At 67.6% G+C, this 20,890-nt stretch carries 18 protein-coding genes; 9 read left to right on the top strand and 9 right to left on the bottom strand.

Going from position 1 to position 20,890, the window contains the following annotated elements; all coding sequences use genetic code 11:
- Nucleotides 1-129 precede the first annotated feature (129 nt).
- Nucleotides 130-1,767: a chaplin family protein gene (locus ABC304_RS00730; RefSeq protein ID WP_412928417.1), complete on the bottom strand. Its 1,638-nt coding sequence runs from the start codon at nucleotides 1,765-1,767 to the stop codon at nucleotides 130-132.
- Between the two features lie 84 nt (nucleotides 1,768-1,851).
- Nucleotides 1,852-2,985 carry a hypothetical protein gene (locus ABC304_RS00725; RefSeq protein ID WP_412928416.1) on the bottom strand — a complete coding sequence of 378 codons (1,134 nt, stop codon included), beginning with the start codon at nucleotides 2,983-2,985 and terminating at the stop codon, nucleotides 1,852-1,854.
- Between the two features lie 787 nt (nucleotides 2,986-3,772).
- Between ABC304_RS00725 and dnaB the strand changes: the two genes are divergently transcribed.
- From dnaB to ABC304_RS00710, 3 genes are all read left to right on the top strand, one after another.
- A complete protein-coding gene (dnaB, locus tag ABC304_RS00720) occupies nucleotides 3,773-5,152 on the top strand; it encodes a replicative DNA helicase (protein ID WP_412928415.1) in 1,380 nt (459 codons plus the stop codon).
- Between the two features lie 223 nt (nucleotides 5,153-5,375).
- Entirely contained in the window at nucleotides 5,376-6,419 is a 1,044-nt protein-coding gene (locus ABC304_RS00715) for a helix-turn-helix domain-containing protein (protein WP_171024262.1), read from the top strand.
- Nucleotides 6,416-7,561, top strand: a complete 1,146-nt coding sequence (locus ABC304_RS00710; RefSeq protein ID WP_412928412.1) for a hypothetical protein — start codon at nucleotides 6,416-6,418, stop codon at nucleotides 7,559-7,561. The genes ABC304_RS00715 and ABC304_RS00710 overlap by 4 nt, the downstream gene beginning before the upstream one ends.
- Here ABC304_RS00710 and ABC304_RS00705 read toward each other — a convergent pair.
- The 3 genes from ABC304_RS00705 to ABC304_RS00695 all read right to left on the bottom strand — a co-directional run bounded on the left by ABC304_RS00705 (nucleotide 7,512) and on the right by ABC304_RS00695 (nucleotide 8,968).
- Nucleotides 7,512-8,108 (bottom strand): hypothetical protein, encoded by a 597-nt coding sequence (locus ABC304_RS00705; RefSeq protein ID WP_138174614.1) that lies wholly within the window; start codon nucleotides 8,106-8,108, stop codon nucleotides 7,512-7,514. The two genes, ABC304_RS00710 and ABC304_RS00705, sit on opposite strands and share 50 nt — an antisense overlap.
- A gap of 31 nt (nucleotides 8,109-8,139) precedes the next feature.
- Nucleotides 8,140-8,466, bottom strand: a complete 327-nt coding sequence (locus ABC304_RS00700) for a MarR family transcriptional regulator (RefSeq protein WP_138174612.1) — start codon at nucleotides 8,464-8,466, stop codon at nucleotides 8,140-8,142.
- Nucleotides 8,467-8,644: 178 nt separating this feature from the next.
- On the bottom strand, nucleotides 8,645-8,968 hold the full coding sequence (locus ABC304_RS00695; protein WP_138174610.1) for a hypothetical protein: 324 nt from the start codon (nucleotides 8,966-8,968) through the stop codon (nucleotides 8,645-8,647).
- 281 nt (nucleotides 8,969-9,249) lie between these two features.
- On the opposite strand from ABC304_RS00695, the gene ABC304_RS00690 reads away from it, so the two are divergent.
- From ABC304_RS00690 to ABC304_RS00665, 6 genes are all read left to right on the top strand, one after another.
- Nucleotides 9,250-9,972, top strand: a complete 723-nt coding sequence (locus ABC304_RS00690) for a TnsA-like heteromeric transposase endonuclease subunit (RefSeq protein ID WP_363344458.1) — start codon at nucleotides 9,250-9,252, stop codon at nucleotides 9,970-9,972.
- Nucleotides 9,969-10,280, top strand: a complete 312-nt coding sequence (locus tag ABC304_RS00685; RefSeq protein WP_138174608.1) for a hypothetical protein — start codon at nucleotides 9,969-9,971, stop codon at nucleotides 10,278-10,280. The genes ABC304_RS00690 and ABC304_RS00685 overlap by 4 nt, the downstream gene beginning before the upstream one ends.
- A gap of 60 nt (nucleotides 10,281-10,340) precedes the next feature.
- Entirely contained in the window at nucleotides 10,341-12,476 is a 2,136-nt protein-coding gene (locus ABC304_RS00680; RefSeq protein WP_171024260.1) for a DDE-type integrase/transposase/recombinase, read from the top strand.
- Nucleotides 12,473-13,630: an AAA family ATPase gene (locus ABC304_RS00675; RefSeq protein ID WP_138174604.1), complete on the top strand. Its 1,158-nt coding sequence runs from the start codon at nucleotides 12,473-12,475 to the stop codon at nucleotides 13,628-13,630. Before ABC304_RS00680 ends, ABC304_RS00675 begins: the two co-directional genes overlap by 4 nt.
- Nucleotides 13,627-15,717 (top strand): TniQ family protein, encoded by a 2,091-nt coding sequence (locus ABC304_RS00670; protein ID WP_412928411.1) that lies wholly within the window; start codon nucleotides 13,627-13,629, stop codon nucleotides 15,715-15,717. Before ABC304_RS00675 ends, ABC304_RS00670 begins: the two co-directional genes overlap by 4 nt.
- Nucleotides 15,718-15,969: 252 nt before the next feature.
- The gene (locus tag ABC304_RS00665) at nucleotides 15,970-16,359 is read left to right on the top strand and encodes a hypothetical protein (RefSeq protein WP_175987719.1); all 390 of its coding nucleotides are present in this window, start codon (nucleotides 15,970-15,972) and stop codon (nucleotides 16,357-16,359) included.
- Here the strand turns inward: ABC304_RS00665 and ABC304_RS00660 are convergent.
- The 4 genes from ABC304_RS00660 to ABC304_RS00645 all read right to left on the bottom strand — a co-directional run.
- The gene (locus ABC304_RS00660; protein ID WP_274636627.1) at nucleotides 16,356-17,156 is read right to left on the bottom strand and encodes a metallophosphoesterase; all 801 of its coding nucleotides are present in this window, start codon (nucleotides 17,154-17,156) and stop codon (nucleotides 16,356-16,358) included. The two genes, ABC304_RS00665 and ABC304_RS00660, sit on opposite strands and share 4 nt — an antisense overlap.
- An 80-nt stretch (nucleotides 17,157-17,236) precedes the next feature.
- Nucleotides 17,237-17,698, bottom strand: coding sequence for a zinc ABC transporter ATPase (locus ABC304_RS00655; RefSeq protein ID WP_138174597.1), 462 nt, complete (start codon nucleotides 17,696-17,698; stop codon nucleotides 17,237-17,239).
- A 128-nt stretch (nucleotides 17,699-17,826) separates the two neighbouring features.
- Nucleotides 17,827-19,032: a Wadjet anti-phage system protein JetD domain-containing protein gene (locus ABC304_RS00650; protein ID WP_274636626.1), complete on the bottom strand. Its 1,206-nt coding sequence runs from the start codon at nucleotides 19,030-19,032 to the stop codon at nucleotides 17,827-17,829.
- A partial coding sequence (locus ABC304_RS00645; protein ID WP_412928414.1) for an SbcC/MukB-like Walker B domain-containing protein occupies nucleotides 19,029-20,890 on the bottom strand: 1,862 nt, incomplete at its 5' end. The genes ABC304_RS00645 and ABC304_RS00650, both read right to left, overlap by 4 nt.

The following is a 20,890-nucleotide window of genomic DNA, read 5'->3' as shown; positions in this document are numbered from 1 at the left end:
CGCAGAAGGCAGACGGATGCCGCGGCCCGGCCCCTCCACAGGGGTTCGGGTCGCGGCATCCGTCGTTTCACCGACCGCATCGGCGACGGAGCGGGCCGGACCAGGCACGGCCGACCCGCTCCGCGCGCGTCAGGCGGTGCGGCGCCGCAGCAGGAACGCCGCGCCGGCTCCGAACAGCACGAGTGCCATCAGGAGTGCCGGAAGGGCGCTCTCTCCTCCGGTGGTCGCCAGGCGCGCGGCCGCGGCGTTCGCGGCCGACGCGTTCGTACTCGACGCGGCTGCGTAGACGGTCGAGCCCGCGGGCGTTCCGGCCGTGGCCGGGGTGCCGGGGGTGCCGGGTGTGCCGGGGGTTCCCGGGTTGCCGGGGGTGCCGGGTGTGCCGGGGGTTCCCGGGGTGCCGGGCGCTCCGGGGGTGCCGGGCGTGCCGGGGGTTCCCGGGGTGCCGGGCGCTCCGGGGGTGCCGGGCGTGCCGGGGGTGCCGGGGGTGCCCGGGGTGGTGACGGTGCTGTCTCCGACGACCGAGATCGCGTTGCCGCCGACGGTGATCGGAAGGTTGACGACCGGGATCACCTGGTTGCCGCCGAGGATGCCGTCCTCGCCGGAGGTGATCGGTGCGAGCGGCGATCCACCGCCCAGGCCGGTTCCCGTGCCCGTGCCGCCCACGACGCTGCTGTCTCCGATGACGGAGACGGCGTTGCCGCCGACCGTGACGGGGACGTCGACAACGGGGATCACCTGGTTGCCGCCGAGGATACCGTCCTCGCCGCTGGTGACGGGTGCCGTCGTGGTGCCGCCGGTCGCCGGGGCAGCCGGGGCTGCGGGTGCGGTCTGGGTGTCGGTGACGTCGCTGTCTCCGATGACGGAGACGGCGTTGCCGCCGACGGTGACGGGGAGGTCGACGACGGGGATCACCTGGTTGCCGCCGAGGATGCCGTTCTCGCCGCTGGTGACGGGTGCCGTCGTGGTGCCGCCGCTCGGGGCAGCCGGCGCCGCCGGAGCCGCGGGGGCTGCCGGGGTAGCCGCGGCGGTGTCGGTCACGCTGCTGTCTCCGATGACGGAGACGGCGTTGCCGCCGACCGTGACGGGGACGTCGACGACGGGGATCACCTGGTTGCCGCCGAGGATGCCGTCCTCGCCGGTGGTGACGGGTGCCGACGTGGTGCCTCCGGCCTCCGGGGCCGCCGGAGTTGCCGGAGCCGCGGGTGCGGTGTCGATGACGTTGCTGTCTCCGATGACGGAGATGGCGTTGCCGTCGACGGTGACCGGCACGTCGAGGTCGACGACCGCCTGGTTGCCCGACGCGATGCCGTCCTCGCCGCTCGTGCTCGCCTCGGCTGCGGGAGCCTCGGCGGGCGCAGTCGGTTCGGCCGGCGCTGCGGGAGCCGCGTCCTGGACGGTGCTGTCGCCGATCACGGACACCGCGTTGTCGGTGACGGTGACCGGGATGTCGACGCTCACGATGGCCTGCTCGCCCGACAGGACGCCGTCGAGGCCGCTGGTCGTGGTCGCGGGCGGAGCCTCAGCCGCGGGAGCCGGTGCGGCCTCCGCCGGCGCTGCCGCAGTCGTGGTGGACGAGCTGTCGCCGATGAGCGACACCGCGTCGCCGACGACGTCGACGGGGGCCGACACGTCGATGAGGGCCTGGGTGCCGGACAGCAGTCCGTCCTCGCCTGTGGTCTCGGCCGCGTTGGCGACCGTCGCGCCGAGCAGCGTGACGCCGCCGGCGAGAAGCGTGCCGATCAAGGCGCGCGTGATGAAGGTGTTCATGATCTCTCCTTGAGATGTATCGATTGATCGGGTGCGCGGGAATGCGCGATGACGCTCGGTCGCCGAGAGGGCGACGAGGTCCGATCAGTCGGGAGAGACGTCGGTGGAGTAGGTGGGTGCGACGGGCGTCGCGTCATCCTCGAGTCCGGTGCGTCGCATCCAGGCACGGTATGCGAACACGAACGCGAGGGCGATCAGCGCCCAGGCACCGGGACCCGCACCGCCGGGTCCCACGAAGGAGGACTCGCTCTGCAGCGTCGCACGCAGCAGCGAGATCGGGTCGTTCGAAGCGCCGCCACCGAGAGCCGCGGCATCCGCCGACGTCACGACGGTACTCGCGGACGGCGCGACGGCCATCCACAGGGCGGTGCCGCTCAGCACCGCCGCGCGCGCGAAGTAGTCCAGTGGTCCGGACGCGGACGACGCGGCGTGGACAGGCGAGCGCGAGAGAGAAGAGGCCGGCTCCGCCACGAGCGCGGGCGACGGCGGCGTGAGGCCGCCGGTGACCGGCGGGACAGGCGTCAGCACGGCGGGGACGGTGCCGTCAACGACACCCTCCACCGGGCCGGTCACCGTGTCGACGATCTCCGTCACGGGACGGATGACCGCGTCGGTCGTCCCTTGCAGCACGCCGTCGACGGTGTGGCCGACGGACGAGAGCGCGTCATCGACGCCGGTGGAAGCGACAGCGTCACCCGCTATCGGAAGCGACGTCACGACCTCGACGCCCGCATCCACGACGGGGCTGACGACGCCGGCATCGGCGATCTCCGTGACACCCGTGGTGACGAGGCTGACGGTGGACTCGACCGTCTCGACAACGGGAGTCACGCTCTCGACAACGGGAGTCACGACCTCCGTGATCGGGGCGATCACGGGAGCGACCGTCTCCACGACAGGAGCCGCGACGGGCTGGACGTGCTCGATGACCGGCGCGACGGGAGCGGGCGGGGCGACCGGCTCGGAGACCGCGGCGGCCGTGTCGGCGACCAAGTCGGACGCGGCCGAGGTGGTATCGGAGACGATCTCGGTCGCGGAGGAGGCGGTGTGCGCCACGGCGGACGTCACCGTGCCGAGCAGGCCGTCGTCGTCGGCGCGCGCCTGAGACGCGGAGAGACCGAGGACGAGGGACAGGAGCACCCAGGCGAACGCGACGCCGAGAGAGGCGATCAGCAGCGTGGAGATCCTCGACAAGCGCTGCGGATGAATGGCGTCCATGTTCACCTCCCGAATACGACGACGTAAAAGGAGATCCGTCCGTGAGGAGCAGATCTAGGGGTGCCTGGTGATGACAAGTTAGACCCATAGCGGCGACGTGTGTAGGTGAGGTCGCCTTTTCGTCGCGACGGGCGTCGGCCGTCGTCGCGTCGCGTATGGATCCGTCGTCGAGACGCTGGTCGACCTGCGCGAGATGACAGGCCTCCAGGAAGGCGCTGTGCGCGCTCGCGGGACCGGCGAGGCCGCTTGGAGGCGGAGTCGTGCCCTGCGCGCCTCAGGGGTGCCCCTGTGGGCCGGCTGTCGCCGAACGGGCGCTGTCGGTCGCGTACCGATCGAGATCATGACGCCGCGAGTCATCCCCAGATCTGTACACAGCCGCTCCTATCAGACCGAACCTTCAATCCCGAGTTCACCTCTTTCTTCCTCCACACCCTCATCGACAATGAAAGCCGAGATCAAGCGCCATAAAAATGTCGACACTCGCCTGCGCAAAGAAGGTTGTCCACATCCGTTGTGCACAGGGTCCGCGGCGTTTCGCCCATGTTCTCCACATAGTTATCCACAGGGCTGTTTGCACCTCGGAATCACCCTCCATAGCGTGGGGTCCGGCCCATCGGACGACTGCGCCGTCATCCATCGGGGGTGATGCGATGTCGGCGGTTCGTGGTGGGCTGTGCTCGATCGGGGAGTGGATGCCGCGGCATGCGCATCTCGGATCGGCGCTGTTCGCGCGCGCCCCTCACGGGCACGCGCGACGAGGGTGAAGACGACAGGAGAGGACGGCAGCATGTCGATCGCCGACATCTCGGAGGAGCGTCTGGGCGGGCCCCGGCAGTACGAGCGGACGCCTCCGCACGACGTGCTGGCGGAGCAGAGCGCGCTGGGCGGCATGCTGCTCTCGAAGGACGCCGTCGCCGACGTCATCGAGAGCCTGCGCGGCGCGGACTTCTACGTGCCGAAGCACGAGCTCATCTACGAGGCGATCCTCTCGCTGTACTCGCACGGTGAGCCGACCGACGTCGTGGCGGTCACCGACGAGCTCATCAAGACCGGCGAGCTTCAGCGTGCCGGCGGGGCCGACTATCTGCACACCCTCACCTCGATCGTCCCGACGGCCGCCAACGCGGGCTACTACGCGTCGATCGTCTCCGAGCGCGCGCTGCTTCGTCGTCTCGTGGAGGCCGGCACGCGCATCGTGCAGATGGGCTACCAGGGCGAGGGTGAGGCGCTCGACCTCGTCAACAACGCGCAGGCGGAGATCTACGGCGTCACCGGCGCCGACGCCGTCGAGGACTACGTGCCGCTGACGGTCGCCGTCGACGCCGCCGTCGACGAGATCGAGGCCGCCCGGGGTCGCGACGGTCAGATGACCGGCATCCCGACCGGCTTCGCCGGCCTCGACCAGCTCACGAACGGGCTGCACCCGGGGCAGATGATCATCATCGCCGCACGTCCGGCCATGGGTAAGTCGACGCTCGCGCTCGACTTCGCCCGCACCGCGGCCATCGGCAATGACATGCCGACCATCTTCTTCTCGCTCGAGATGGGCCGTAGCGAGATCGCCATGCGCCTCATGAGCGCCGAGGGTGCGATCCCCCTGCAGGCCATGCGCAAGGGCACGCTCGACTCGCGCGACTGGACCACGATCGCCTCGGTGCGCGGACGCATCAACGACGCACCCCTCTACATCGACGACAGCCCGAACATGACGCTGGTCGAGATCCGCGCGAAGTGCCGTCGCCTCAAGCAGCGTGTCGGCCTGAAGATGGTCGTCATCGACTACCTGCAGCTCATGACGAGCGGCAAGCGCGTCGAGTCGCGCCAGCAGGAGGTCTCGGAGTTCTCCCGTGCGCTCAAGCTGCTCGCCAAGGAGCTGGGTGTGCCGGTGGTGGCGCTGTCGCAGCTGAACCGTGGCGCCGAGCAGCGCTCCGACAAGAAGCCCGCGCTCTCCGACCTCCGCGAGTCGGGCTCGATCGAGCAGGACGCCGACATGGTGGTGCTGCTGCACCGCGAGGCCGCTTACGAGAAGGACAGCCCCCGCGCCGGCGAGGCCGACCTCATCGTCGCCAAGCACCGCAACGGCCCGACCGACACGATCACGGTCGCCTTCCAGGGGCACTTCTCCCGCTTCACCGACATGGCGCCGGTCGGGGACTTCGCGTTGTAGGTTCCACGTGAAGATGGCCGTTTCTATGTCAACTTGGCCCGCACTTGGCCATTCGGCCAAGTGCGGTGGATGGATTTGGCATCGACGTGATCGGGCGGCTCATCTCCGTCGACCCGGTCTGGCGTGGGGTCGCGGTCAGAGTGGGCTGTTCACATCCAACACGCGAGAATATTTCTGCACATGGATCGCGCGATTGTCGGAGGCGCTGACTAAGATGGGAGTCATGGCAGAGTTTGCTTCTGATCGCCGGACCGGCCGGGTGATGCTCGGCACGGTCCGAGTTGCGCGTGGGTGGACGCAGGGTGCGTTGTCCGAAGCCACGGGGATCTCGCAAGCGGTGCTGTCGAAGGCGGAATCCGGGCTGGTGGAGTTGGATCCCGACCGCCTGGAGAAGCTGAGCGGTGTGCTGCGTGTTCCACCGGTGCTGCTGACGGTCCCGGTGGATGAGGGAGCGGCGCCGTATGTGTTCCATCGCAAGCGCTCCACGTTGCCCCTGTCGGTGGCGAACCGGTTGCGGGCAGAACTGGAATTGCTGCACTTGCAAGTGACGGGGCTCGTCGCGGGAGACACGCCGGTGCGGCTTGTGCGGCACCCGCTTCCGCCCGATGGCTTCGATACTCCGGAGGAGATCGCGCAGGAGGTGCGTGCGTCGATCGGTATCGCGTCCGGTCCGCTGGAAGACCTCGTGCGCTCGCTGGAGGATGCCGGGGTTGTGGTGGTGAAGCGATCGTTGGGGTCGGAGCGGATCGATGCGATGGTGAGCTGGCCGGAAGGACAGCGACCAGTGGTGCTGCTGGGAGATCACATTCCGCCGGATCGGCAGCGGTTCTCGCTGGCGCATGAGCTTGCGCACGCGGTGATGCATCAGGTGCCGTCGGAGACGCAGGAGTCTGAGGCGGATCGGTTCGCGGCGGAGTTCTTGATGCCGGCGCAGGATGTGCGCATGGATCTGGCGGCGGCACCGGTGACGATCCCGGGCTTGGCACGGTTGAAGTCGAAGTGGCGGGTGTCGATCGCGGCGCTGCTGCGGCGTGCGGTGGATCTGGATGTGATCAGCGAGGGCCGTTACCGGCAGTTGAACATCGAGCTCTCCCGCGCCGGATATCGGAGCGTAGAGCCGGTAGCGATCGCCGAGGAACATCCTGGTCTGATCGACCGGGTGGTGCAGCAGCGGCTGAATGAGGGTGAGAGCGTCGCAGAGCTCGCGCGCGACGCGTTCCTGGTTCAGGACGAGTTCGAAGACCTTTACGTGAGGAGCGCAGCATGACCGATCGGGCCAACATCGAGGTGGTCGACAGCTCTCTGGTTTCGCGGACGACGCGTGAGTCGCTCGCCGGTGCCACGCTGGTCGAGCGCACTTTGGGCGGGCGAGTGTTCACGATGGCTGGCGGTGAGACGATGCAGACCGCCCCGCACGTGAACATGGAACACGGCGGCATGGTGTTGTCGGGGCCGACGGCTCTTCAGACCGCCTGGCGCCGGCGGGCGCGGCATCAGGATTTGGTTTTCCTTATCGAGCCGACTTCGGTGCTCGCTCCGGCGACGGCCGAGCGCCCGTTGATTATCGATGAACCGGTGGATGCGCTCATCGCGCCCACGGTGGAGGAGACTCTCCAGGCGCAGCGCGATGCAGGCGCGGCGGTCGCGGTGATCCCAGCGGGGTTTGTGGACGTCGCAGACCCGGGGGCGCTTAAGGCGGTCCTCGCGGCTGCGGACAATATCGACCGCGACGACGTGATCCTCCCGTTGGCCGTCCATCAGAAGTGGTCGACGCCGGATCACATCTCGCAGTTGATCGCGGTCGCCGCGCGGAGCCGTCATCCGGTGGCGTTGGCGCTGGGAGCGAAGGCGGGTGATCCTCTGAATCTCAAGGGGGCGCCGGAGTCGTATCGCCGGTTCTTCGGCGAGGTGAAGGGTGCGGTGCCGTGGCGGGCGGACTTCGCTGGCATCGATGCGTTCGCGTCCGGCGCTCGCGCGGCCGTGATCGGGCAGATCCCGAGCCTGCGGCGCCTGCCGGTGCCGGGCAGCCGACCGTACTCGAGTCGCCCTGGTGATCGCACGCCGCACGTGCTGATGCCGGAGCTGATGCGATTCGCCCGGTCCAGCGAGATGCACCTGAAGTGGTTCGCCAGTGCGACTCCGTGGCCGTGCCCGTGTCGCCACTGTGAGGGACGCGCGGTGGACTCGTTCACCGGCTCCGATGAGGATCGGCTCCGGGCTCACCTGCACAATCTGGCCGCGCTGGACGAGATCGCAGGTATCGTCACCTCGATGGGGACCTCTCAAGTGGCACGGTGGTGGAATCAGCGTCTGGCGGAGGCTGAAGCGGAGCATGTTCGGCTCGCCCAGCACACGGGTGTCATGATCTCGATGCCGCCGACACTTGCCCGGTGGCGGTCGCTGAGCTGAGCGCCTGGCCGTAGATGCGCTCAGCGAACAGCCAGGAGGCGCCAGTGAACCGGGCGGGCTGGAAGGGCGCCGACGCGGCGACGGTCCGCTCGCCGTTGGCGTCGGCCACCGTAACGCCGACACCGTAGAAGGTTGCTTCGAGCAACAATATCTCGTCGAGCCGTCCAGAGGGGACGACGAGTCGACGACGCCCGTAGGGGGCGAATGTCGTCGCCAACTGCAGGGTGCTGCGACGGAACGGGCCGAACACCGATATCAGCCGCACCGTCACGGGAGGCTCCGCTCTTCGGATGAGAGTGGACTGGCTGCGGGCGACGGCGCGCTCTTCGGCGAACCCGCAGCGGACGGCTCGCCGAGCCAGGCGCCGCTCGTACGCATCGAGGCCCGCGAGGGCGGTGGGCTGATCGACGGGGAGCGTCAGCAGGAACCGCAGAGTGTCCAGGTCTTGTACAGACCCCGCCGCGTTTGTGGCGCGGCGGCGCTGGATCTCCGGGAGGTGAAGCTCGAGGTCGACGTGGACGCGATGGGCACCGGTTTGCCAACTCACCCCGGACGTCCCGGCGACGGTCGTGGAGGGGCTAGCTGTCATAGGGGCCTCCGATGCCCAGGGTGTCAGTCACCTCGGACGTGAGTTGAGATGCCGCCTGCCATACGAGATGGTCGCGACGCTGGTAGGCGAGGGTGCGTTCTCCCTCGAGATGGCCCACGACCTCGATGAGGCCGGCGCGTTTGAGTCGTGCGAGCATGCCGTGCACGATGCTCCCGGCCAGGCCCGTGGCCCGTTCGATGGCGGGAGCGTTGAACGTTGCGTCCGGTGCCTGCGAGATCTGCCACATCACGGAAAGCATGTGCTCGCTGCCGAAGACCGCCTTCGACAGCTCGGCCGCGCGGGCAAGGGTTGGCACCTACCCAGTCTAGATCAAATTCAAGATTCATGAAACATGGAGAACGCACCAGTGTGTGCTCTGGACGCCGCACCTTGCGAATTCGGCAGCGGTGGCACGTGGTGGCGCGACGCACGTCGAACACGTCGCTCACCGGTCGGTCGCGACCGAGCTGTGGGTCGATCCGGGGCGCCGTGGGTTAGCTGGCGGCTCGATGCTGCGGGATCTCGGGCGCAGCTTCGGCGTACTCGCGGGCGGCGCGCATGTAGGGGTTGTCGCGGACCTGGTACAGCGTGGTCTTCTCCCCGGGCACACGGCCCAGGTACTCGATGAAATGCCTGGACTTCAGCCTCTTGATGAGCGGGTGGATGATCCCGCCGGGCAGTCCGGTGGCGTCGATGATCTGCTTCGGGGAGAACGGTTCATCGCCGTGCCGGGTGATCTCGACCAGCACGGTGTGCATGTAGCTGTTCCCGAAGAGCGCTTTGGAGTCTTCGGGGGCAATCGGGTGGATCGCCGTCATGCTCCGAGTGTCTCATATGCGTCGGACGCCGCCGACTGGTCGGCGGAGGTTTGTTGTGTATCTGACAGGCGCAACATCGCGCTTGGTAGTGAATGTGACATTTACTAGTGATTAGCTGTTTAGTGATTTAGTACAAAGCTGCTCACTTCTTTCTGTGGCGTCGGTGAGTTCCGCTGCGCGGTCGCGGGGCAACAGCATGTGTTCATGCGCACGCACCGCTGTCAGGTTCCGACCGGGGACACGGGCGATGGTGAGCTGCGGGCCGGGGAGCCGGGTCGGGGATGATCGCGGTGGCGTCGACGATCCGGATCCGTATGATGCAGGATCACGTCGACGTCGTTTCGCTGCCGGATGCCCGGTTGGGGGTGTTCGCGGCGGCGGTGCCGTGGCGTGAGTTCCGCTGGTACCGCAAGCAGCGTCACTTCTCCGGCTCGTACTGGTCCGCGACGATGCAGGCGCCCGTGGGGTACGAGTCGCGGCTGGAGTACGCGAACCTGCTGCTGTGCGACTTCGACCCGCGAGTGGACTGGATCCTGTCCCAGCCGTTCCTGATGGAGGGCGACGATCACGGCACGACCCGCAGGCACATCCCGGACTATCTGATCTCGCACACAGACCGGTTGGTGTGCGTTGTCGATGTGAAGCCGGCGGCGAAGCTGCAGGTCCCGGCGGTGCGGGACTCGCTGGACTGGACGCGGCGGGAGGTCGAGGCGCATGGCTGGGAGTACCGGGTGTGCTCCGAGCCCGATCCGGTGCTGCTGGCGAATGTGCAGTTCCTCGCCGGGTACCGGCGCAGCTTCCAGTTCGATCCCGGGCAGGTCGATGCCGCGGCGACCGTGCTGGGAGCCGCTGTGACGTTCGGGGAAGCGGTGCGTGCCGTGACTCCGATCGCGGGAGAGCAGCGGTTCGCCCGTTCCCTCGTGCTGCACCTGCTGTGGACACAGCGTTTGCGCACGGACCTGTCCCACCTGTTGAGCACGACGAGCGTATTGGAGCTGACATGAGCGCACGAGACGACCTTCGACCTGGCACTCCCTCCCTGCTCTTCGAGGAGGCTGGCCCGGAGCGGTCGACGAGATCGGAGCGCGACCGCGAGGCCGACACGGCGCGAGCATGCGAGGCGCTGGGCATCCCCGTGGCCCTGCCGGTGCCCCCGCAGTCACCGAGAGCGGACAAGGAAGCGGCAGCCCAGCTGCTGCGCGCCGTTGAGGAGTACCTGCGGCAAGTGCTCGGTACGCGCGTCGTGCAGCCACCGGCGCGGCATCTTCGCGTGACGGCGGAGAGCGGCTCATCCCTCCGTGACACGGCCTGAGTCCCGGCACCCGATCCCCGACTACTCACTTTGAGAGGAAGCATGATGATGGATAGCTGGATGCTGCGACCTGGGATGGACTTCGTCTACGACGGGGAGGCGTGCACGGTCGCGGAGATCGCTGACGGGGCGGTGATCATCCGCGACCGCACGGGCCGGCACCGCCGACTCCGGATGGTCGACGTGCTGCGCCCCGCCGCCGAGGGCGGCAAGGCCCACATCCCTGGCCACACGCGGGAAAGGGATGCTACTCCGCTGGGGGTGCTGTGGGCGGACGCTACCGACTCCGCGAAGGCACGCACCATGGAGCGCGCCGACCACGTCCGCGAGGTGCTCACCGGATACAAGTCCGGCACTCCGCAGATCCCGCGGGAGGGTGAGCCGCGCCTGGAATACCACCCGCAGCACAGTCTGCGACAGCGGACTGCGGCGAAGGCGACCGAACTCGGGAAGGGCGAACGGACCGTGCGCCGCTGGGTGGCGCAGTACCGGGAGTCCGGGGAGGCGGGCCTGATGGACTACCGGTCCTCCCAAGCCGGAAACGCGCTGACCGGGTTCGACCCGCGGTGGATCGCTACCGCGCAGACGGTCCTGGATGAGCAGACCCCCGAAGCGAAGGTCTCCAAGAAGATCATCATCGACCGGATCAATGCACGCACCGAGCGCGTCCACGGCCCGGGGACAGTGAAGCGCCCCTCGCGCGCGAGCGCGTACAACGCGCTGGCTGAGCTGGATCGAGGCCGGGCCACATTCACCGGCCCCACCAAACGCAAACGGTCGACCGCGAACCGACCCTCCGCACCCTACGGGCGGTTGTCGGCGGTCCGGCCGGGCGAGTACGTGCTGATGGACACCACGCCGCTGAACGTGTTCGCCGTCGCCCCGGTGACCGGGAAATGGGTGTCAGCGGATCTCACGATCGCGATGGACCTGTACTCGCGGTGCATCCTCGGACTGCGGCTCACGCCGGGTTCGACGAAATCGATCGACGTCGCCGGCGTGCTGATGGAGGCGCTGCAACCGTTTGATACGCCCACGGATTGGGGCACGTCCGCTCGCTGGCCGTACCACGGTCTGCCCGACACGCTGCTGGTAGACCCGACCCGTACGAAGGTGTCCCGGTTCACCCGCGCCGGCATCCTGCCGGAGACGCTGGTCGTCGACCACGGCGCCGCCTACCTGTCGGAGCATCTCACCAGCGGGTGCGCCCGGTTGGGGATCTCGATCCAACCCGCCCGGATCTACCAGCCCACCGACAAGAGCCCCGTGGAACGATTCTTCCGCACCCTCGACGACCTGCTGCAAGAGCTGCCCGGCTACAAGGGCGCGGACGTCGCCGGACGCGGCGAGGACCCCGAAGCAGAGGCCGTCTACACGGTGCCGCAGCTGGAGCAGATCATCCGGGAATGGGTAGCCACCGTCTACCACCTTCGTCCCCACAGTTCGTTGGAGGATCCAAACCTGCCCGGGGTAAAGCTCAGCCCCGCGCAACGATACGAACAGGGCCTGGCTGTCGCGGGACAGCTGCGTCTGCCCACCGACCGGAACGTGCTGCTGGAGCTGCTGCCGGTGGTGAAGCGGCAGTTCAACCACTACGGGGTGGAGATCCACAAACTCCGCTACACCGGCGAGTCGGTCGCGAAGTACCGCAACCGGGCCCGGTCGATCCACCGCGACAAGGGTACGGAGTGGCCATTCTTCGTCAACCCCGACGACCTCACCAGAATCTACTTCCACGACCCCGAGGACCACACCTGGCACACCCTCGAATGGGAGCACAAGGGCAGCTTCGACACCCCGTTCAGCCTGGACGCGTTGGAGTACGCGAAGAAGATCGCAATCCGGCAGGGTCGCCCCTCCCAGGTTGACGACGTCGCCGCGCAGCTGCTGGAGGACTGGGGCGCCGGCCGTGGTCTGACGCCATCGGAGCGGCGGATGAGCGCCCGGATGGCCGCACAGCTGAACGACAAGGAACCGGACCCGGACGGGGTGTGGTCGCTACGCACCGTGCAACGGATGCTCGACGCGGAACTGACCGCCTCGTCTGATCTCGGAACCGAGCTCACCGGCTCCGTCCGCGACCCGCGCCGACGCGTCGACACGCCCGAGACCGGTGATGATGACGACGAGGACGACATCGACGAGCCCACCATCCGCGGCGATTACCACTTCGAACCGATGGAGATGCTCCGATGACCAGCCCGACGAGCGCCCCGCAGCAGCCGCCCCGCCAACGGAGCCTCTCCACCTACGAGGGCTGGACAGACTTCGCCGAACGGCCTCCCCGCGCTCGCCCTGAGGAGCTCTCGCGCGCCCAGCTGGAGTCGTTGCCTGCTCGCGATCGCGTCGTCTACGACTTGGAGCGGCGGGTGTGGCACGCGAACATCCTGCTGCGCACACGGCAGGTAGAGGACATCGAACTGCAGCTGGCGGACATCCTCGACTCCAACCTGCAGGACTCCGACCGGGTGAAGTCAGCCGCAGCGATCGACGCCCCGCCGGCGCTCGGGAAGTCGACCGTGGTGAACAACTTCGGCCGCGTGTTCCACCAGCAGCGGATCGCGGAGGCCGGGGGATGGCTGGACGCGGACAGGGACGTGCGGCACCTGCCGGTGTGTCATGTGACGCTGACGGGGCGGCTGACGATCAAGGGCCTGCACATGATGATCCTCGGCTTCTACGCCCACCCCGCCACCGCCGGCATCCTGCACCGCTCCATGGCCGGCCGGGACCTGGCCCGGGCGGCGGCGGAGTGCATCGAACGGCATGACACCCGGCTGGTGATCGTTGACGACCTGCACTTCTTGAACATGCGCACCCGCGACGGGGTCGAAGTCGCCAACCAGCTGAAGTGGCTCGCAAACGAATACAACGCGACGTTCTTGTTCGCCGGCGTCGCCCTCCGCGCCCGCGGCCTGGTGGGTGAAGGGGAGACCGGCCGGGAGGCGGCGATGGCGCAGACCTTCCGCCGATGGACCGTCCTCGGGCTCAGCCCCTTCACGCTTACCCACAAGAGGGGCAGGGAGGAGTGGGACCGGCTGCTATTCGGCGTCGAACAAGCTCTCGTCCTCACCGGTGCTCGCCCCGGGATGCTGGTCGACCTGTCCCGGTACCTGTTCGCCCGCACCACCGGCAACATCGGATCCCTCATGGACCTGATCCGTCGCGGCGCGTCCCGCGCGATCCGCACAGGGCGGGAGGTCATCGATCGGGAACTGCTCGACGACATCCGCATCGATGAGGGCGCGGAGACGGAGCGCCGCGAGCTTGAGGCGAAGCTGGATCAGCAGCTGCGAAACCACCAGGCACGCCGCCGCAAGAACCAGGACGGCGAGGCGGCCGCCGCATGACCACGACGTCGACGATTTCCTATGAGGTGCGGGTGCTGCCGTTTCGGGTGCGGCCGCTGCCTGATGAGCCGTTCGACTCTTGGCTGGAGAAGATGGCGGCCACCTATGGGGCGACGATGAACGAGATGGCCTGCGCGCTCGGCCTCATCGAGCAGCAGGAGGGTGTGGCGGTGTCGGCGACCGCGTGGATGGCGGACAGTTGGGCCACCGCGCTGACTGATGAGCAGGCGTCGCGGCTCGAGGCGTCGACGGGCATTCCGGCGGATCAGTTCCAGGAGATGACGAGAATGCGGTTCGCGCACCATGCGATCCGGTACACCCGGCGGGGGCGGATCAGTTCGCAATGCCCGGCGGCGGGGACCGCGGGACGCTACTGCCCGGAGTGCCTGGTCGATTCGGGTGGCCGGTGGCGGATGTCGTGGCAGTTCCCGTTCGGGTTCGCCTGTTTTCGCCACCGCCGCCTGCTCGTGGACCGGTGCCCCGTGTGTGATCGTCCTGCCCGGTACCGTGCCCACCCGCTCGCGCTTGTTCCCGTTCCTGGCCGGTGCCACAATCCCGTCCAAGGGCCGGGACGGGGCCCGCAAGCGAACCGGTGTCGGGCCGACCTCACGGCCGACCCGACCCGCACTCCAGTGTCGCGGGCGGTCCTGGATGCGCAGCGGGCGTTGATGCGGATCGTTTCCACCGGCGGGGCAGGGTTCGGGATCTATGCGGAGGCGCCGCAGCCGGCGGTCGCGGTGCTGGAAGACACTCGGTTGCTGTCCCGTACCGCCCGGCACGCGATTGCCGCCGGCGATCGCCTCGACATCAGTCCGCTTGGTGAGGAGCTCGTGGCGCTGTTTAGGGCGAGCGAGGATTGGACGACGGCAGTACGGGCACGACCGGATTCTGCCGTCGGGGCCGCCGTCGGCACCACCCTCGCCGTCACCGCACTGGCGAAGCCGGGCAGTGTCGCCGCGCTGCTGCAGGGGCGGCTGGCTCAGAGTTCGTCGTACACGGCGCACACGCCGCAACTGCAGACCCTGATCGCGGCCGCGCTGGGGCGTCGTCGCCGGCCGACGGTGTTCCTGCAGTCCGCACCACCGTCAGGGGTCAGCCCGGTCGAACGAGCGCGAAAGGTACCGGCACAGTTGTGGGGCGAGTGGATCACCCGGTACGCGCCGCAACGGGTCGGCAGTGAGGTGGTGGCGTCGGCGTTGGCGGCGGCGGTGGTGTTCACGGGCACGAGGCTCACACACTCCGCCGCTCTTGCATTGCTCGATCCGCAGGCGCCGGCCCGCCAGGTGACCCATGTGATGCGTGACCTCGGTCGCAGCTCTCATGACGTGGGCACCCTGCACGCGATCCTCCGGCTGGCCGCGTTCCTCGATACGCATGACGTGCCCGTTGACTACGCCCGACGTCGCGCCCTCGACTACAGCGGGATCCTCCTCGAATCCCAGTGGCAGGAGGTGTGCCGGGTGGCGGGGGTATTGGCTGGGGGTGGACGACGATGGCGTTTGGCCCGGGCGCTCCTGCACCGGACACTGTCGGGGAATCCGATCCATTCGATCCCGCCGGAGTGGGATCAGGCAGGGGTGACCGCGCCGGCCGTCGCCCGCTTCGCCGATGGACTGCCGTCAGCGGTGCGGACGGGACTCGACCAGCTCGCCGCGGACTTCCTTCTCGTCAACGGCATCGATGAGCCCGTCACATGGACACCCGAGCCTTCGGACGGTGTCCCGGACGCGCCTGCGGCGTGGGCGCGGAGCCGCCCAGCACGATCAACGGCCGCGGACGTGATGCCTCCCGATGTGTTAGCGCGGGCGTATGCGGCGGGGGAGTCGACGTACGAGATCGCCGCGGACGTGAACGTGTCCCGGCAGACCGTGGGCCGCATCCTCGCCGACACGGGCACCAAGTCGCGTCGCGGACGACCCCCCACCTTCACCCTCGATTCCGATTGGCTACGCGACCACTATGAGACGCAAGGGAGGACTATGGCACAGATCGCGCACCTTGCCGGATGCAGCGAGATGACCATCAACCGGCACCTGCACGCCGCCGGCATCACCGTCCGCCCCCGCGGGAAAGCAGGGACGTCATGACAACTGAGAAGCGAACCTCCCGTCGGCTGCAGCAAGCCGCCAGGGAACGCATGAAGGCGACCGGAGAGAAGTACACCACGGCACTGCAAGCACTCATCGATGCGGCGCCGTTGCCGAGCACATCCTCGCCGACCGCCCCACGCGAGACACTGACATCCTCCCCTGGCGAGGATCATCCTTCTGACGACGCCCGCGCCCCTGGCTGGGCTCGGCGGCGGTATATCTGGGATGACCGCTGAGGGGAGCTGCAGGGTGGTGTCGAACGACGGTGAAGTGTACGAGAAGCCGTGGTCGGCACCGCACCTCGTGCCGCTGTTCACTGAACTCACCGCTGATGAGACAGCGCCGGTGTGGGCGCGCCGCGCCGTGAGGTTCATCCACCGCCACACCCGCGAGCGTGGTCAGCCGCCGACCTTCCGTGAGGTGTTCGCGGAGCTCGCCGCCCACGACCCCGACGCCGCGGAGCGTCAGGAGGCGTGGTCTTCGGCGTCGGTGCGGTACCTGACGATGGTGCACTGGCGGCGTCGCGGATGGATCCGCTTCCGACGGGAACCGCGTACCCTCCGATCAGGTCCCGCGGCAGGCGAACTGTTTACACTCGGGCCCACGCGGTATACGCCGACGCGGAAGTCCCGCGCCTAGACAGTCCCCGGGGGCGAGTCGGGGTGGGCGGAGTCGAACGCGCCGAGGAGTTCTTCCAGCGCGACCCGTAGCTCGTTGTAGCCCATCGTGTAGAACAGCGCGTCGGAGTTTGAGGTTTCGCTGCCGTCGAGGTCGGTAATGGTCTGGCGGGCCTCACGGATTGCGATGTCGAGCCATGGTTCGGCGTCTGGGAGGCCGCGGATCCACGCGTCGATTTCGGTGAAGGGGACGGGCGTGTAGCCGTGGGCGTCGACGCCGACGTGGAACTGGTGCCCGTTCGGTCCGTGGTCGCGGGCGTGGGTGTGGCCGTGTAGGAGTGGGATCCCGTCGTCCCAGCGCGGTCGATGGGTGGTGTGCCGATCCGACTCCTGCGAGTCGCCCTTGTATGGGTAGTGAGAAGCGAGGATCCGATACCCGCGTCGGGTGCCTTCGATGACCTCCGGCAGAATCGTCCAACCGGCCGCTTCGTAGAGCGCCGCGAACCGTTCGATCGCCTTCTTCGACTGCGTCGCCGGTGACACCCGGTCGTGGTTTCCGGGGACCAGGAATCGGCGGCCGTGCAGTTGCGCGGTGATACCGATCGATTCCTCGATCGGGCCGAGCGCGACATCTCCGAGGTGGAGCACCACCTCTGTCGGACTGACCGTTTCGTTCCAGCGGCGGATGAGTTCAGCGTTCATCTCGTCGACCGTTGCGAACGGGCGATCCGCGAGTTCGCTGATCCGCGCGTGGCTGAAGTGGGTGTCCGCGGTGACGAAGTCGACCTGGTCGAAGTCGAACCGCGGATACAGGTTCACGACGACGCCCCTCTCGCAGGTGATCGGTGTCTCGCATGATCTGGTGTCTCTAGCGTGCCAGTAGGCGACGACAGGTATCGCTAGAGCTCGTCGAGATCGATCCCGAACTTCCGAGCGACATCGGCGAGCGGGACGTCCGGGCTGTCGGCGGGACGTTCCCGGGCGATGCGGGCGATCTCCTCCGCCTCGGCCGCGTCCTCCACCGCGGCGATCGCCGCCAGCTGCTCGACCAGCACCTCGACGGGCGTATCGTCGGCGGTCGCGCGGCGTCGGATCTCGGCGGCGGCGTGGCCGAGGGTGTACATCCGCTCCCACGGGTGGTCGCCGTGCCGGTCGATGGCGACAGTGTCGCGAGTGTAGCTGCGCTCGTCGCCGGGGACGAGCCAACTTTCGGTGCCGTCCGAGGTGCGGAAGAAGTCGACGTAGCAGTTCCCGCACGGCATCCGGTACACGCCTGGCTCGGTAGGTGCGGATTCGCTGCTCCGCGCGATCATGTCGCGGATGATCTGTTCCCAGTCGGTGTGGTCGTCTGTGTGCGGCACGGTGGTTCCCCTTCCAGCAGAACAGAGCAGTCTGTCATGCCGATGACGCGGTGTCCACGGCATCGGGGATCAGAGCCCGTCCACGTCGGGGTGTCCTCGAGGTGGTCTGGGATGGTGCCACACGAGCGCTAATCGAGGACAGCGGCCTGGTCGATCGCCAGGTTGATGGTGGTTTGCGCTGTGTGCCATGGAATGCGTTCTTGTTCGAGGCGGAGCGGCGGCTGTCCAGCGTCGAGATATTCCAGCGCGGCACGTTCATCTTGCGTGAGGACTGGTTCGGGTGGGTCTACGCGACCGCTCGGGTCGGCGTTCGCGAGTGGTTCGAACTCCCGGAGAGTGTCGGCGTGCATGAGTAGGGAGGCGATCTCGGGCACCCTAGCCCGGGCACGCGACAGCAGTGTGATCCCGGCTCGATCGAGGTCTCCCCAGTACCAGGTGCGTGCGGACCGCAGCCATGGGAGCGCGTCGAGCACGTCGAGAAAGTTGCCAAGCGAATGAATCACTACAAGCCCTGCTCGGTCCTCTATTGGCGTCGCGGCCTCCTTGTTCTCGATGATCAGGACGTCATCGGGGGTGAGGGGGAGGCCGGCGACTTCTTCGACGGGTGCTCGGAGTTGGCGGATGCCGCCCACGAGTCGGCGGTCGGCGGGGTCGGCGAGGATGACGTCGACGTGGTTCGGCAGTCGCCGCAGTCCGAGTAGATCGAGGTCGTTGATGTCGAGTTCAGGGTCGACGGCTTCTGCGCCAAGATCAGCCACCCGGTTGGGGATGTCGGTTCGAAGCAGGCAGATGACGATCGCCTTGTGCCGTCCCAGCCACTTGGTGTGGAGACCTGTGACAGGGACTTGGCGGGCGGTGAGCCCGGATGCGGGGTTGTTGCGGAACCATTCCACGACGCGCAGGAGCAGTTCGAAGTCGTAATCGTCGAGGTCGACAATGCGGGGCAGGATCGGCCGCAGCTGGTCGGTGGAGACGTCGAGGTCTGCCAGTTGGGGGTAGCGGGAAATCGCGGTCTGCCAGTGGTTAGCGGTCGCGGGGTCGAGTCCAGCGAGCGCTGTTGGCCCAGGGATGTCGATGTGTGTGTAGACGACCTGAGCGCCAGCGGCCGTGCGGACGGTCGCGGTTCGCAGGCTGGTAGCGGGGTGCAGGTCGTGCCAGGCACGCCACGCATGTAGCCACGTCCGGACGGCCTCTTCTTGTGCGGGGATGGTTGACGCGGTGGGTGGCTGCAGGGGGAAGGTGATCTGTTCAGGGGAGGATTGTGTGAGCCAGGCGCGCCAGGACGACTTGTAGCGGGTGGTGATAAGACGTTCAACGTCTGCGGGGCTCCTCACGCGGCTTCCTCGATACTGAGCGCTTCGCTGATCGTCATCTCGAAGATGCGCACGCCCTGCGGGTTGGCTGGGTCGGAGTTGATGTATGCGACGGTTTCCACGTGGGACTCGAACGCCGTTGCCTTCTCACGCGGCGCGCCGATGATGAGCTGGAACCCGAGCGCGGACAAGGCGGCGAGGGCCCGTCCGGTGTAGTCGCTATCGGCTTTGACAAATCCTTCATCGAGCACGATCGACGCGTAGGTGGGAGGGGCGTCCGTTCCTTCGCCCAGCCGATATCTCAGGGCTGCGCCGAGGATGAATGCGATGAGTTCCTGCCCCTCCCCGCCGCTCATCCCGGAGACACCGTCGTGCACGATTTCGACGCCGTCGGCTCTCTTCTCGATTGCCTTGAACTCGACGTGTTCGCGCGCGTCGAATACGCGGCGACGCCAGCTCTCGCCGGTTCGGGTGAGGTCGTCGAGGAGGGCCAGTTTGCGGCGCAGCCGGTTGAAGTCGCGTTCGATCTTCTCCGCGTCGCGTTCGATGGATTGGTGGAGGGTGTTGCTGGTGTACTCCGAGATCGTGGAGCGGAACTCGTTGAGCTCACCGCTGGGTTTGTCGGAGACGTCGATCGTGAGGGTGGAGTCGACGCGGAACGCCACACGCTCGAGAACCCTATCGATGGGGGCGAGGCCTCGGACGATTGAGCGGCGATCGTCATCGATCTGGACGAGAAGTCCTCGCAGCTGTGTGTTCATGTCCTGGTCGACCTGCTCGAGCCAGCGTTGCTTGGTGCGGGGGAGGTCATCGGTGAGCAGCTGGTCGTGAATGGAGAGCAGCGCCGGCAGGCTGTCGATGCTCTCGTCGATTTCCCTCTGGTTTCGATCCTCCAGGCCGCGGAATGCACGGATGGTGGCGAGGACAGCGGTCTCGAGTGCTTCGCGTTCCTTCCTGAGTGAGACGAGCTGGTTCTGCAGATCCGTGGCCGCTTGCCCGTAGCTGGCTTCGATTGCCGCACGGAGCGCGCGACCCGTCGCCGTCGTGACATCGACGGGAGGTGCGAGGAATCCGAGTGTGCCGGTGGCCTCGCGTTCGTCGGCGTCCAACACGGCGGAGTCGTCGATGAGAAGAGATGACTCGTCTTCCAGGTCGACCAGCACTCCCCACGCTGCGTTCAGAGTCGTGAGCTTCGTCTCGATCTCGCGTGCGTGCAGCTCCGACTCGGTCATTTCTGTTCGCGCGTCGTCCAGTTGCTTCTGGAGTTCGGTGACTTCGGGGGTGTTGGCCTCGGCGATCTCCTCTTGGAGCTGTCGCACCTGGTCGGCTGCAGGTGCCGTATCGATGGATGACCAGTCGAGTTCTTCGAGGAGTGTCGTGAGGCGCTGTGCCCGATCGCGTGCGTCGTCGCGTGTGGCTTGAGCGGTGTTGGACGCGGCGTCAGCGGGTGCCAGTTCCGCGGTAAGCGACGCGAGGTTCTGCTCAAGGTCGCGGCGTAGATCGGCGGTGTCCCAGCCGATGAACGAGTACCTCTGTACCGAGTCGTCCTTCACGAACCGTCCGAATGCTGCGGTGCGCATCCCTGCGCGGGTGACGGCGCCGTTGAGGTGTGACGCACGTTTGGTGTCCAGATCCGAGTCGCGTTCCACGAGCTGGTAGGAGAATCGGTCGACGAGCTCGTTGAGTACCCACGGGGCGAACGGTGAGTCCGCCAGTTCGACAATCGCCGGTACGGTGCCGGGTACCGGCTCGCGCTGAGAGCCCTGTTCGCGAACGGGAACGAGCGACACGTGCATCCGGGTGTCATGCTCATTGATGAATCGCCGAACGGTGATGAAGTGTTCCTGATCGACGACGAGATCCTTGGCGACGCCGCGCA

This window comes from Microbacterium jepli, assembly GCF_047237905.1.
Classification (GTDB): Bacteria; Actinomycetota; Actinomycetes; order Actinomycetales; family Microbacteriaceae; genus Microbacterium.
The sequence above is the reverse complement of the archived record's forward strand: the minus strand, read 5'-3'. Positions and strand labels throughout refer to the sequence as shown.